Below are 12,893 nucleotides of genomic sequence, written 5' to 3' on the forward strand. Positions count from 1 at the left end.
TATAGCACCTTTAAACTCTAAAAAACAAAAACGTTAGAAAATATGCTCCGCAGAAATTTTGTAAAATCTTCACTTGGTTTGGCTGGCGCGGCGATCGCAGCAGGAGAAGCTTTCGGAACAGCACCAATGGCTAAAAACAAGTTTAAGCTCAAATACGCTTCTCACTTTGGCATGTTCCAGAACAGCGCTGGAAAGGATGTGATCGACCAGCTTAAATTCATGGCGGATCAGGGTTTCATGGCGCTGGAAGATAATGGAATGATGGGGAGGCCCGTTGAACAACAGGAAGCAATAGCCAAGGAAATGACCCGCCTGGGAATGGAAATGGGTGTTTTCGTGGTAGATAAAGGTGGCAACGGAGCCAACACACTTGCGGCAGGAAAGAAAGAATATGTTGATATTTTTCTCAATGGATGTAAAAAGGCAGTAGAGGTTGCGAAAAGGGTCAATGCGAAATGGATGACTGTTGTACCAGGAGATTTTGAACGTAATTTGCCCATAGGTGTGCAAACCGGCCACGTCATTGACGCTTTGCGCCGCGGGGCTGAAATACTGGAGCCGCATGGCTTGGTGATGGTTCTTGAACCGCTCAGCGATACGCCAAACCTGTTCCTGCGTACGTCCGACCAGACTTACGAGATATGCCGCGGAGTTAACAGCAAATCCTGCAAAATTCTTTTTGACATCTATCACATGCAAAAGAATGAAGGCCGGATCATCCACAACATTGATATGACCTGGAGTGAGATCGATTATTTCCAGATTGGCGATGAACCTGGCAGAAAGGAGCCTACGACCGGAGAGATCAACTATAAGAACGTATTCAAATACATTTACGATCGCAGTAAAAAAGAAAACAAATCTTTCATCATGGGGATGGAGCACGGCAATTCTCAGTCCGGAAAAGAGGGAGAAGCGGCGTTGATCAAGGCTTACGTGGAGAGCGACAGTTTCGCGATTTAGGGCTTCGGCTGTCGGCGATCGGCCTTTTTTAAGATATATAGAAATAAAAAAACCAGGAGTAGATAACTACATCCTGGTTTTTTCTTGGCCGACAGCCAATTACAATACTACTACTGAATTTTCTGTTGCTGCAACGCCTGCTGGCACATATTTGTCAGCCTCCCAATCGTTTTCCCATTTCTCATCATCCAGAATGTAACGGAACTGATACTCTCCGGATGCAAGCTCAAGGATAGCTTTGAAAGAACCGTCTTTTTGTTTTTTTAATGCAATAGCTTCTTCCGGGTTCCATCCGTTAAATTCTCCAACCAGAGCAACTTTTTTAGTCTCAGCTGCTGCTTCCGCAGGTACCGTAAATGTTACTTTGTAAAGTGATTTACTTTTTACGAATTGTTTTGATAATGCCATGATCAAGTAGTGTTAAAAAGTTGATGCGACAAATATACAATCAAAAATTATTCAAATCAATGAATATCAATACAGTGAACGTTTTATATCTTCGAATAATTATATAATACCATTTTAAAAATAACTTTGGGCTGAATTTTAATGACATTTACCGCAACGTATAACGTAGTCCGAAGAATCCTCTGACACCTTGATTTGGCGCGTAAACATACGACGGATCAAACGTCAGGCGGTAGGGATTTTCAGGCGTGGCAACAACCTGGCCTTCATTGTCAAACTGAACATTTTTGTCAAACGGATCGTGGGAACGGGCAATGGAATTGGATGGGGGGGTGAAATTCAGCAGGTTTTTAACACCGCCATAAATCTCCAGCCCGTTACTGAATTTTTTCGTGATCTGTATATTTTGTAGTGACCAGACCGGTGAAACCGGCGCTCTCGGATCATCTTCACTCAGAACAGGCAGGCGCATCGGGCCGTAAATATTGCCGGTGTAGTCGAATGAAATCCCGGATTTCTGAAGTTCATAGGAAACAGACCAGACCCCGGTATATCTTTCGGTCAAAACTGGCCGGAAGCGAACTCCGTTTTCTTTTTGAAAATTATCCATGTAGGTTCCTCCCGCGATGATCTTCAAAGGAAAAGGGAAATTAAAATCCAGGTTTAGGCTTATCCCTTTGGAAACCGCGTAGCCGTCAAGGTTATCGTAAATGATCTGGTTTGGATCGGTATCGTAGTCGGGAAGAATTCGGTTGGTGAAATGTGTGTAAAATACAGAGGCATCAAAACCGATAAATGAATTCCCCGTCACGATTTTCTTTACAAAATTGATATTGGCATTCCAGCTTTGCTCCGGATCGAGTGCTTCTTTAACAATAACCTGTCGGGATCCGGTCAGCGCGGCGTGGTCTTCGGTGAAAAGGTTGACAATACGGAAGCCACGTCCTACATTGAGCCTGACCACGTCCGTTTGATTTAGTTTTATTTTGTAAGCCATTCTCGGCGTAAAAATGCTGCCGTGTCGGCTGTTATAATCGTATCTCGCCCCCAGCAAAAGTGAATGTATCCCTGCTTTTATTTCGTCCTGCACGAAAATGCCGGGCAGGTATATTTTATCGGGATGGTCTTTTCCGTCGGTGTTCCTGGTAGCAGTAGTATTGTCGTTGTAAAAAGTGTAGCGGAAAGGTGTTCCGAAAAGCAGATTATGTTTCCCTATTTCTTTGTCCCAGAGGAACTGTAAAAAACCTATTTTCTGATCCGCGTCAAAAAGTACATTACCGTACACTGAATTCTGGTTATGCGAGCTGAACGAATACTGCACAGTAACTTTTTCAGAAACCGGAAGCTGATAATTACCGAGTATTTCAAATCGTTTGGTATAAATGCTCTCTCCATAAACCTCGTCCCCACCGCGGTAAGACTTGTTCCAGTTCATCTGCCCACCCCAGCGGTCCTCATAGTAGTATCTGGCAGCAATGTTGGCCTGCTTGTTGTTTTTAAGATTAAAAGACCACTTATTGAAAACAGAAACCCGGTTTTGTAGTGTGAGGTCCGTGAACCCGTCACCGTTTTTATCCAGGGGATTTTGATAATTGAAATAGTTAATGCCCAGCAATGCACTTACCCGTGATCCCGGGGTGAATTTGACACCCAGGTCTACATTGTAATCTCTCCAGGAAGTACTAAAGGCGTCTGCTGAAAATGTCGGAGCCTTGGATGGATTTTTAGTAATAATATTGATCAGCCCGCCGACAGCCTCCGAGCCGTACAAAGTAGATGCAGGGCCTTTAACGATCTCTACCCTGTCAATCAGGCTATTAGGAATGCCGGATAACCCGTAGACAGTGGAAAGCCCGCTCACCATAGGCATACCGTCGATCAGCACCATGGTATAAGGGCCTTCCAATCCGTTGATGTGGATATCTCCAGTACTGCATACATTGCAATTCAGCTGCGGGCGCACGCCATTAACATAGCTTAAACCTTCAAAAATACTCGGTACGGGGTTTTTATAAATGAATTTGGCTGTTATTATGTCCACGGGTACAGGGCTGTCGAGTTTGGAAACTTCTTTCATAGTACCCGTAACCACCACTTCGTCTAAGGCGTTTGCACCCGATTTCATCGAAAAATCACGGGTTACGTTTTTGTCTATCCGCACATTTTTCTCGGTAATTGTAGGCATGGAAATATAACTCACTTTGATGGTGTAGATCCCCTTTGGTATGCCGGAGATCTTGTAGGCACCCGAGGTGTCGGCTGTGGTACCGGTTTTTAATTCGTTGATATAAACGGACGCCCCAAACGCAGATTCGGTCTGGCCTTCCAGCGATATTTTTCCGGATAGGGTAAATTGTCCCCAGGCGTTAAATGGTAAAGTGCAGAAGAGCAAGGGTATGAGTGCCTTCATAGAACGTTCGAATTTTTATTTTACCGGTATCTTAATATAAATTTAGACAAATCTAAAAATATTACTTGGTAAATAAAAATATGCAACAATGATGCATTTCTTATTTTTATGAAACTATTTTCTTTTACTATGAAGTTACCTAGCCGGTAACCGAGACATTATTGCATATCCCAATACATATGTAGTGTGTTTAACCCATAATTTAACCAATAAATATTCGAGTATGCTTAGGAAATTTTTAAAACCCATGAAGCTGCCGGCACCGGTAGACTGGGGAGTACTAATTCTGAGGGTAGGAGTTTCGTTGCTGATGCTTACACATGGGTATCCCAAACTAACAAGAGCCATAGGCGGGGATCATTCCTTTGCAGATCCCATCGGAATAGGAGAAGGGCCTTCGCTGGTTTTGACTGTTTTTGCAGAATTCTTTTGTTCGGTATTGCTGATTCTGGGGCTGGGGTCGCGGGCGGTGTTAATCCCGTTGATCATCACTATGACGGTTGTTACATTTATCATTCACGGCGACGATCCCTTTGATAAAAAAGAACATTCATTATTATTTCTGATCCCGTACATTACGCTGTTTCTTACCGGGCCGGGTAAGTTCTCAATTGACCGGGGATTGTATAAATAAAATAAAACCCTTCTTCCGGTTATACTTGGGAGAAGGGTTTTGCCTATCTATTGCGACCACTGGGTCGGGGAGCGGTCCCAGCGGTGTTTTTTCAGTTTTTCCGCAACGGAAGCTTCCAGTTTGGTTCCGTCACTTACGGCTACATTAGATCTTACATGGGGTAATTTGCGCATACCCGGAATGGTTGTGTGCACATCCGGATTGTTGAGGATAAACCGCAGCGCAAGTTCCGGCATGGTCATGCCCTCCGGGATGTCTGTCCGCAGCGCTTCAGCATGGTCCACGCTGGAATTCAGGTTTTCAGGGACGAAATAAGTAGAACGCCAGTCGTCTGCGGGAAAAGTAGTCTCTTTGGTCAAAGTACCCGTAAGGGTGCCTTCGTCAAACGGGACGCGGGCGATCACACCGATGTCCAGTTTCTTGCAAAGCGGGAACAATTGATCTTCAGGTGCCTGGTCAAAAATATTGTAGATCACCTGAACCGCATCGATCATACCGGTTTTCAGTGTTTCCAGCGCATTGTTCGGCTCCCAGCGGTTGATGCTGATACCCCATCTTTCGACCTTTCCTTCTTTAGTCAGTTTTTGAATAGCCTCTTTCCATTCGTCTTCCTGCGCCCAGCCGTCTTCCCACACATGGAACTGAAGGAGATCGATGCGCTCGGTACCAAGATTTTTAAGGCTTTTTTCAGTGTATTCCACGATATATTCGGCTGGAAAAACTTCTTTCAGGGTAAATTCGGGACGGGAAGGCCAGCTGCGGTTCTTTGGCGGGATTTTGGTAGCAGCGTACAGTTTTTTGTCGGGATAGCGGCGTATCAGATCTCCGAGGATTTGTTCGCTCAGTCCTTCCGCATACCCCCATGCCGTATCAAAAAAATTGACGCCTGATTCTACGGCCAGATTTAGCGAGTCGTCAGTTTCCTTGCGATCAGAGCCTGTCCAGCCAGCCAGCCCCCACATGCCATATCCTATTTCGCTGATTTCCCAGCCTGTACGTCCAAAGCGACGGTTTTGCATTTTCAAGTTGTTTGATGTTCCCTGTTTAAAGGATACGGTTGCATCTTTTTAATGTATTACAAATACATTTGTACAATTTAAATTATCAAAATGCGATACGCTTATCCCTCGGATGTGAATAAAGTGATGGAATCAGGCTGGATGAAAAAGGCTTTGTTAATGACTGCAAAAAGAATTGTCGGGATAGTATTGATTGTGGGAGTTGCCGGCTGGACAAACGAAACAAAAACTTCTGATGGGGTCAAAGATTATTGTGATGCGTTCCATCAGATGCAGATCGATATCCGGGACCGGAACATTTCACCGGACTCTGCCCGGGCGGCGTTTCAGGCGGTCATTTTCGGCCTGAGGGCCAGTTTTAGCAAGGAGTCCTGCAAAGCAATTGATTCCTCCTATTTTGTTTATCCGATACAAGCCTACACACAGAGGGAGTCCATCGGGGGCAGAGGACGAGGTTACAAACCCGACGGATTCGACCTTTTTGATATGGATGTAAAAGGGAGCCACCCGGCCCATGACTTGTTTATCAAAGACAAAGATCAGGATAATCTGGACGACCGGACCTGGAAACCAGTTGACGTGCTGGCATTTTCTTCGGGAATAGTAGTGGCCACAGAAACAAACTGGCGATACGACAGTGAACTGCGGGGCGGGAACTGGATATGGATTTATGATCCCTGCCTGGACGGTCTTTTTTATTACGCCCATAATAATATCGTTCAGGTCCAACCCGGGCAGTGGGTAAAAGCCGGTGATAAGATCGCAGAAGTGGGGCGCTCCGGTTTTAATGCATACAAAAAACGTTCGCCGACGCATTTGCACCTGATGTACCTTCAACTCGACAGCAGCGCCCACCCGGAACCTTATAATACCTACGACTGGATGTATATGGCGACGGTAAAAGATAATTTGGAGTGGAATTAATTGGGATTACCCGCAATTTGAATATATATTGTAAGTTGCTCAATTACTATTCCTATAAACCAACTCTATGAACAACCGTCGGGATTTTTTCAGGAAAAGCGCAGCCCTTGGTATGGGCGCGTTTGGCGTGAACAGCCTTTTTAATGAATTGCACGCTGCCGATTTTCAGGAAGCAGAAAAACTTTGGAATCCCAATAGTGCCCAAAATGAGGACTACTGGTCTGTCATTCAGGACGCTTATACTGCCAGCAAAAGTGAAGTGATTATCCTCAATAACGGTGGCGTTTCGCCTTCTCCCATAGCGGTTCAGCAGGCTTTGGACAAATACAACAAGGCCGCCGCCCAGGGACCTTCGTACTACATGTGGCGTATCATGGATAAGGGCCGCGAGCCGCTGAGGCAAAGGCTTGCGAAGCTTGCCGGATGCGATGCCGAGGAAATTGCGATCAACCGGAATGCTACTGAGGCGCTGAACACCATAATTTTTGGGTTACCGCTTGAAAAAGGGGACGAAATCATCGGTACCATACAGGACTACCCCAATATGATACAAGCCTATAAACAAAGGCAAATGCGGGACGGGGTGGTGTACAAGCAATTGTCTTTCGATTTTCCTATTGAAAATGACGAGCAGATTGTAAAAGCCTATGCAGATGCAGTCACACCAAAAACCAAAATTATTCACATTACCCACATCATTAACTGGGTGGGGCAGATTATGCCGGTGAAGAAGATCTCCCAAATGGCCCATAGCAAGGGAATTGAGGTGGTAGTGGACGGCGCCCATACTTTCGGTTTGCTGGATTACAAAATCCCCGACCTGGAATGTGATTACTATGGAACCAGCCTGCACAAATTTCTGAGTGCGCCTGTGGGCAGCGGCATGATGTGGATTAAAAAAGACAAGATCGAAAAAATATGGCCGCTGTTATGTAACAGCGTGCCGAAAAGTGCGGACATACGCAAGTTTGAGACGCTGGGTACCAGGAGTTTCTGTATTGAGCAGGCCATAGGGGAGGCAGTTAATTTTCAGGAAGGCATCGGCTCAAAAAGAAAAGAAGAAAGAGTGCATTACCTGAAAAAATACTGGGCTGAAAAAGCGATGCAGATTCCCGGTGTGAAAATCCATACTTCTCTGAAACCTGAATTTTCCTGTGCCATTGCCGGAGTAAGTATAGACGGTATGAAACCCGAGGAGCTGGACGGAAAACTCATGAAGGATTATCAGATCCATACGGTCGGGATCAACTGGGAAAATATACATTGCGTGCGGGTCACACCCCACGTTTATACCAAGCTCAGCGACCTCGACAAACTGGTGGGCGCTCTTGAAAAAATAGCTAAAAAGGCATAAAATGGACTGATTTCCTGAATAAGGGATAAAAGCATAATCAAAACTCTGATGTATTGGTTATGCTTTTTCTTTTGGTAAATGTTTGCAGGAAAGACCGTTTGTAACGCAATGCATTTTTAAACCGGGGAATATCAACCATTCGAACAATTTAGGTTTTTAACCAGGCAGAAAGCCGTATTTTTGAAATTCCCTTATTTAAAACCAGAGCTATGACACAATTAAGAAAAGGATCTTTCATCAAAAAAGCCAAAGATATCAGTATCAGCAGTGCGCTCGCTCTTGCTATTCTTTCTTCAGGAATGATGATGCCAGGATGTTCTTCCAATGATGATGAGTCGGCGTACAGTTATGAGGAAACCACTTATTCAAAAGGCATCCGCTCACATATCAAAGAAGTGAAACCGGGAGAGTTTAAAATTACCGATGAAGAAAGTGTAGACGCCGACAAGTCAGTCGCGATTGTGACTTACCTCGATGGCCATACGGATTCACTCAGCACTGCTGCCGCAAAAGCACTGGTGGACGAAGAGATCCGGACCAACCAAAATTATGTAGGGCATCACAGCGGATTGTCGAGTATGCTTCTGTATGGTGGAATGGGTTATTTGATGGGGCGTAATGCCAATAATGCCTATATCAATAATTATCGCGACCGTGACGGCGGAGCTACCGCCCGTGGATTTTACAGTAATCCGGATACTTATTCCAGATCGCAGGGCGTAGTCAGGGATGTAAATGCATCACGCGCTACCCGTGTTGTAACTTCTCGGCCAGCCGGCGGCAGGAGCGGTTTCTTCGGAAGGTCAGCGGGGCGGAGCGGTGGGTAATGTAGTGCCCGGAACTAGTTATAGAAACGAATATTCTAAATAAAAATCATGGTTGAACTGAAATCCCTCCCGAATCACCCCGAGAAAGCATTGCAGAATGTCGGATGGAACTGGATGCTGGGTACGGATACGTCTGCTTATGTAACCGGCGATGTTGTAGTTGTCAGTCAGGAGCAGGCGGACCAATATTACGAGGCGGCAAGCACATTGTATGATATGCTGGTGGACGCCGGCCAATACGCGATAGATAACAATCTCTTCCGGGATATGGGAATTCCGGAGAACCTGATCGAGCTGATCAAAGTAACCTGGGAGGATGACAGGCAGGTACACCTTTACGGGCGGTTTGATCTTGCGGGCGGTTTTGAAAAAGAATCCATCAAATTCATAGAATTTAATGCCGATACCGCAACCTGCATTCCTGAAACGGCTGTGGTGCAGTGGGCGCATTTGCGGATTAACGGACTGGATGATTCGGGACAGTTTAATACACTTTATGAGACGCTTGTCAGTCAGTTTCAGTATTTAAAAGAAGTGAATAAAGACCTTACACCCTCTATTCTTTTTTCTACGATGCGGGGTTATGCCGAGGACGATACCAATGTTTCTTTGTTATCCGAAGCGGCCGAGGAAGCCGGTTTCGATACGGATTTTGCTTACGTGGAAGAGGTGGAGTTTTCTAATGGAAACGGGATTTTCAAGCAGGATCCCGATACCGGCAATTTTGTTCGTTTTGATTTCTGGTTTAAGCTTGTTCCCTGGGAGCATATCGGAAATGACGAGCCGGAACTGGCCAGTATGCTCACCGAGATCGTAAAAAACAGAAAAGCAATCATACTTAATCCTGCCTACACACTTCTTTTTCAATCAAAATACATACTAAAAATCCTGTGGGACCTTTATCCCTACCATCCATTGCTTTTACAAACGGAACGGTATGCATTGCCACATAAAAAATGTGTAAGTAAAGTGTTGCTGGGAAGAGAGGGTGCCAATGTATCCATTCTCGAAAAAGGCGGCGAGGTGCTGGAAAGTGTTGAAGGAGAGTATGACAAACAGCCCAGGATTTACCAGGAGTATGTTACTTTCCCGATGGATAAAGCTGGGAATTCATACCAGGCCGGGGTATTTTATGCCGGTGAGCCTTGCGGATTAGGATTCCGCAGAGGGCGCAAAATACTCGACAACACCGCTCAGTTTGTTGGTCATCTGGTTAAATAGTGAAAATCATTGAATAAATTGTAAAATTAATTGGCAAGCCGGGCGTTGTGAATCCTATATGTTCTATCGGTTATTTCTATTTTGTAAGAGGATAAGACGAATTTTATACATCATATCACCAGAAATTTACCGCAGGCTAATTTAATCTACCGTTCGCTCATCTTTTTGAGAAATAATCGGTTTGTATTACAAAGTTTGCAACCTGTTGATAAAGTATTAATTACATGTTATCAGTTTAAATCATAGCGCTTTACACACAGCAGATACAAAAGTTTCAAGCTTAAAGTGGGGCGCACCTAAATCAATTATTAGCCACTTATTCTTAAACAAAACCGTTATGATTCACGAAAAGATTTTTCAATTAAAAGGAGGAAGAGAAGTAAAAGTCATTGTGAAAGGATATTTTCTGAATGACAGCCCCGAATTGAGCACCGAATATGAAATATTGATAAAAGAGCCCAAAGAGAAGTTTTTTCGGAGCCCGATAGGAATTAACCACCCTCAGTACTGGAAAATGAAAAGATCGGGTGCGCAGCAGGCTAAATCACTTGTATTGGAATACAGCGGAGTCTCTCAGCGGCAGGTTAATCAGGTGGTGTCCGAATTCAACAAAGTATTAAGTTATCCCCCGGCCAAGATCGGATTGCAGTACGAAAGAGACCTGGTTTAATGCCACGGTATCAGCCAGGATATTGGCACAATGTATCCGACGTCAAGTAGAGGCTATTTTTACACAAAATTACACACAAAACAGGGCAGGTCTAGAAACACTGATGATCATTCATGTTTCTGACTTGCCCACTTTTTTTACTGCGCCTGTTCTTCCAGTTCCACAAAATCTTGCCGCACCGGAGAAAAGCAGTCTATGACTTTGCATCGCGTATGGGCTACTGCGGAATGCGGAACATCCGAAGGAATGTAAGCAGTCATGCCACTGGTCAAAACCATCCTTTCTCCTCCTATCTCAAATTCCAGCTCACCTTCCAGGATATGGCACCACTGTTCGTGGAAATGGCTGTGCTCCGGCAGGACCGTACCCTCGTCGATAGTGAAATGTCCAAAAGTAAGTTTATCGGAATGAGCAAGCGTTCCATAGATCCCGTCCCAGATCCGCACTGTTTTTTTAGTATTAAAATCTACAAAAGGCATATTAGCAATTACTGATGTTTTATTCTGATCGAATTGGTTTCAAATTATTGTAAAATTGAGTAATTTTTGAGTCAGGAACCCAAATCCTGTAAAAATGAAATAATTAGGGTAGATTCTCTAAATTCATGATGCTTTTTATACATTTGTAAAATCTGTCTTAAATTTTATTATTACAACATTGCGCAGGATTTTATCCATATTGCTTTTAGGGCTGCTGCTTTATAACATGGTGGGCTATTCTATAGTCTACCTGGCGGAAGAGCGGCATACTATCAGCTCTGGGGATAATAACTTTGTGCAGCAGCCTGCCGGCACACATAATATCGTCATTAAGGTTCCGGTGTCGGTTCCTTACCAGACAAGTTGGGATGCCCCGGAACCCGTAGAAGGGCAGATTGAGCATGAGGGGCAGTTTTACCAGATGAAAACCCAGCAGCTAATTAACGATACACTGTATGTCGAATGCGAATTTGACCAGAATGCGCGGGACCGTTTCAGTGATCTGGTTTCAAAAATCAATGATCAGGTTACGGGCAATGCTTCCAGCCCACAAAATGATTCGCACTCTTTACTCCTAAAAAATTTCCTCAAAGAATATATGACTACAGGAAGGAAGCACACTTTCTACCTTGTAGAATGGGTTTCCGTTACCGAAGCGCAATATCCTTCGATCGGGTCTTCTCAACCGGCGCCACATTTCAGCATTCCTTCACCTCCGCCTGATCGGGCTTAGTTTTTCTTTTTTTCTTCTACAGAAGTTGCGGGCTCATTCCGTGCATAGGCACGAAAGGAGCTGAATGTATTTTCATTCGCAGCTTGTGAAGGGTCAGGTTTTACTAAATCGGGTTCATTAAACAGGCAATCCTAAAATGGCACATATAACGTTACCGGATGAGACACTTCCGGGAATTGTCGGATTATTTAATTTTCGGCCTGAAACCGCCGCGCCGTTGAGATTGCTGGCAGAAACGCTGCTCAGAGGCGAATCTCCGATTGCAAGTTCAGAGAGAGAGCTCATAGCTTCGTACGTTTCTCATTTGAACAATTGTCATTTTTGCCACACATCACACGGTGCAGCGGCAATGGCACATCTGGCTTGCGACCTGGATTTGATCGATGACATCAAGGAGGGTTTTAAAACCATATCAGTTTCCACAAAACTTCGCACCCTGCTTTATATCGCCTCAAAAGTGCAAAAAGGCGGAAAGCATGTATTGGAAGAAGATGTTGCCGCTGCCCGGGCGGAGGGAGCGACAGATCAGGAAATTCACGATACGGTACTGATCGCTGCTGCGTTCTGCATGTTTAACAGGTATGTCGACGGGCTCGGAACCTGGGCTCCTGAGGAACATGAGGGCTACCGGGAAATGGGCCAGCGGATGGCTTTTAAAGGATATGTTTAACTAATACAGATATGCCGCATATCCCATTACCGGATCATTTACCCGGAATAACCGGGTTGCTGGAGTATAGCAAGCACACAGCTTTGCCCATTCGCCAGCTGACACAATTTTTGTTGCGCGGTGACTCGACGCTCAGTCCAGGCGAACGGGAACTAATTGCCACGATTGTGTCTCATCATAACGCATGTGCATTTTGTACAGCGGCGCATACCGCTGCTGCCGACCTGTTACTTGGTGACGTTGAAACCTGCGAAATCATAAAGCACGATATAGATGCAGCACCGGTAAGTGAGAAAATGAAATCACTGCTAAAAATAGCCCGGCAAGTTCAGGTTAGTGGAAAAGCAGTAACCACTTTGGCAATTGAAGATGCCAAAAACAATGGAGCTACCGACTTAGAGATCCACGACACAGTGCTGATCGCGGCTCTATTTTGTCTGTACAACCGGTATGTCGACGGTATGGCCACAGTGGCGCCGGAAAATCCGGAATTCTATCATGGCCTGGGGCAACGTTTAGTGGACAACGGTTACAATCGTCTGCCCGATGGTTATGACCATTTAAAAAAGTAAAAACCTCCT

The 12,893-nt window shown here is 44.9% G+C and carries 14 protein-coding genes; 10 read left to right on the top strand and 4 right to left on the bottom strand.

The genetic code is table 11. From position 1 onward, the window contains the following. Window positions 1-42: 42 nt before the first annotated feature. A complete protein-coding gene (locus tag FBF61_RS26120) occupies window positions 43-963 on the top strand; it encodes a hydroxypyruvate isomerase family protein (RefSeq protein ID WP_138482943.1) in 921 nt (306 codons plus the stop codon). A 99-nt stretch (window positions 964-1,062) separates the two neighbouring features. Here FBF61_RS26120 and FBF61_RS26125 read toward each other — a convergent pair whose 3' ends face one another. Further along, window positions 1,063-1,371: an isoamylase early set domain-containing protein gene (locus tag FBF61_RS26125; protein WP_138482945.1), complete on the bottom strand. Its 309-nt coding sequence runs from the start codon at window positions 1,369-1,371 to the stop codon at window positions 1,063-1,065. A 148-nt stretch (window positions 1,372-1,519) separates the two neighbouring features. Then, a complete protein-coding gene (locus FBF61_RS26130; protein ID WP_138482947.1) occupies window positions 1,520-3,781 on the bottom strand; it encodes a TonB-dependent receptor in 2,262 nt (753 codons plus the stop codon). Between the two features lie 223 nt (window positions 3,782-4,004). Between FBF61_RS26130 and FBF61_RS26135 the strand changes: the two genes are divergently transcribed. After that, window positions 4,005-4,415 carry a DoxX family protein gene (locus FBF61_RS26135; protein WP_138482948.1) on the top strand — a complete coding sequence of 137 codons (411 nt, stop codon included), beginning with the start codon at window positions 4,005-4,007 and terminating at the stop codon, window positions 4,413-4,415. Between the two features lie 47 nt (window positions 4,416-4,462). Here the strand turns inward: FBF61_RS26135 and FBF61_RS26140 are convergent, their stop codons facing one another. Next, window positions 4,463-5,434 carry an aldo/keto reductase gene (locus tag FBF61_RS26140; protein WP_138482950.1) on the bottom strand — a complete coding sequence of 324 codons (972 nt, stop codon included), beginning with the start codon at window positions 5,432-5,434 and terminating at the stop codon, window positions 4,463-4,465. Between the two features lie 90 nt (window positions 5,435-5,524). Here FBF61_RS26140 and FBF61_RS26145 point away from each other — a divergent pair, with 90 nt between their 5' ends. The 5 genes from FBF61_RS26145 to FBF61_RS26165 all read left to right on the top strand — a co-directional run bounded on the left by FBF61_RS26145 (window position 5,525) and on the right by FBF61_RS26165 (window position 10,430). Beyond that, window positions 5,525-6,358, top strand: a complete 834-nt coding sequence (locus tag FBF61_RS26145) for a M23 family metallopeptidase (RefSeq protein WP_229215229.1) — start codon at window positions 5,525-5,527, stop codon at window positions 6,356-6,358. A gap of 67 nt (window positions 6,359-6,425) precedes the next feature. Then, window positions 6,426-7,712 (top strand): aminotransferase class V-fold PLP-dependent enzyme, encoded by a 1,287-nt coding sequence (locus FBF61_RS26150; RefSeq protein WP_138482952.1) that lies wholly within the window; start codon window positions 6,426-6,428, stop codon window positions 7,710-7,712. A 209-nt stretch (window positions 7,713-7,921) separates the two neighbouring features. Further along, window positions 7,922-8,539 carry a Cj0371 family chemotaxis-regulating polar lipoprotein gene (locus FBF61_RS26155; RefSeq protein WP_138482954.1) on the top strand — a complete coding sequence of 206 codons (618 nt, stop codon included), beginning with the start codon at window positions 7,922-7,924 and terminating at the stop codon, window positions 8,537-8,539. Window positions 8,540-8,587: 48 nt separating this feature from the next. Continuing rightward, a complete protein-coding gene (locus FBF61_RS26160) occupies window positions 8,588-9,760 on the top strand; it encodes a glutathionylspermidine synthase family protein (RefSeq protein ID WP_138482956.1) in 1,173 nt (390 codons plus the stop codon). A 337-nt stretch (window positions 9,761-10,097) separates the two neighbouring features. Beyond that, on the top strand, window positions 10,098-10,430 hold the full coding sequence (locus tag FBF61_RS26165) for a hypothetical protein (RefSeq protein ID WP_138482958.1): 333 nt from the start codon (window positions 10,098-10,100) through the stop codon (window positions 10,428-10,430). 137 nt (window positions 10,431-10,567) lie between these two features. Here the strand turns inward: FBF61_RS26165 and FBF61_RS26170 are convergent, their stop codons facing one another. After that, a complete protein-coding gene (locus FBF61_RS26170) occupies window positions 10,568-10,909 on the bottom strand; it encodes a cupin domain-containing protein (protein WP_138482960.1) in 342 nt (113 codons plus the stop codon). 178 nt (window positions 10,910-11,087) lie between these two features. On the opposite strand from FBF61_RS26170, the gene FBF61_RS26175 reads away from it, so the two are divergent. The 3 genes from FBF61_RS26175 to FBF61_RS26185 all read left to right on the top strand — a co-directional run bounded on the left by FBF61_RS26175 (window position 11,088) and on the right by FBF61_RS26185 (window position 12,884). Beyond that, window positions 11,088-11,642 carry a hypothetical protein gene (locus FBF61_RS26175; RefSeq protein ID WP_229215230.1) on the top strand — a complete coding sequence of 185 codons (555 nt, stop codon included), beginning with the start codon at window positions 11,088-11,090 and terminating at the stop codon, window positions 11,640-11,642. Between the two features lie 136 nt (window positions 11,643-11,778). Beyond that, on the top strand, window positions 11,779-12,312 hold the full coding sequence (locus tag FBF61_RS26180) for a carboxymuconolactone decarboxylase family protein (RefSeq protein WP_138482966.1): 534 nt from the start codon (window positions 11,779-11,781) through the stop codon (window positions 12,310-12,312). A gap of 11 nt (window positions 12,313-12,323) precedes the next feature. Further along, on the top strand, window positions 12,324-12,884 hold the full coding sequence (locus FBF61_RS26185) for a carboxymuconolactone decarboxylase family protein (protein WP_138482968.1): 561 nt from the start codon (window positions 12,324-12,326) through the stop codon (window positions 12,882-12,884). The last annotated feature ends 9 nt before the right edge of the window (window positions 12,885-12,893 follow it).

This window comes from Dyadobacter bucti (assembly GCF_005869225.1).
Lineage (GTDB): Bacteria > Bacteroidota > Bacteroidia > Cytophagales > Spirosomataceae > Dyadobacter > Dyadobacter bucti.

Bases quoted from the DNA above. Each gene is read 5' to 3' on its own strand.
- FBF61_RS26145 (WP_229215229.1), top strand. From the start codon at position 5,525: ATGCGATACGCTTATCCCTCGGATGTGAATAAAGTGATGGAATCAGGC.
- FBF61_RS26135 (WP_138482948.1), top strand. From the start codon at position 4,005: ATGCTTAGGAAATTTTTAAAACCCATGAAGCTGCCGGCACCGGTAGAC.
- FBF61_RS26125 (WP_138482945.1), bottom strand. From the start codon at position 1,371: ATGGCATTATCAAAACAATTCGTAAAAAGTAAATCACTTTACAAAGTA.
- FBF61_RS26155 (WP_138482954.1), top strand. From the start codon at position 7,922: ATGACACAATTAAGAAAAGGATCTTTCATCAAAAAAGCCAAAGATATC.
- FBF61_RS26165 (WP_138482958.1), top strand. From the start codon at position 10,098: ATGATTCACGAAAAGATTTTTCAATTAAAAGGAGGAAGAGAAGTAAAA.
- FBF61_RS26150 (WP_138482952.1), top strand. From the start codon at position 6,426: ATGAACAACCGTCGGGATTTTTTCAGGAAAAGCGCAGCCCTTGGTATG.
- FBF61_RS26160 (WP_138482956.1), top strand. From the start codon at position 8,588: ATGGTTGAACTGAAATCCCTCCCGAATCACCCCGAGAAAGCATTGCAG.
- FBF61_RS26180 (WP_138482966.1), top strand. From the start codon at position 11,779: ATGGCACATATAACGTTACCGGATGAGACACTTCCGGGAATTGTCGGA.
- FBF61_RS26140 (WP_138482950.1), bottom strand. From the start codon at position 5,434: ATGCAAAACCGTCGCTTTGGACGTACAGGCTGGGAAATCAGCGAAATA.
- FBF61_RS26185 (WP_138482968.1), top strand. From the start codon at position 12,324: ATGCCGCATATCCCATTACCGGATCATTTACCCGGAATAACCGGGTTG.
- FBF61_RS26120 (WP_138482943.1), top strand. From the start codon at position 43: ATGCTCCGCAGAAATTTTGTAAAATCTTCACTTGGTTTGGCTGGCGCG.
- FBF61_RS26130 (WP_138482947.1), bottom strand. From the start codon at position 3,781: ATGAAGGCACTCATACCCTTGCTCTTCTGCACTTTACCATTTAACGCC.
- FBF61_RS26170 (WP_138482960.1), bottom strand. From the start codon at position 10,909: ATGCCTTTTGTAGATTTTAATACTAAAAAAACAGTGCGGATCTGGGAC.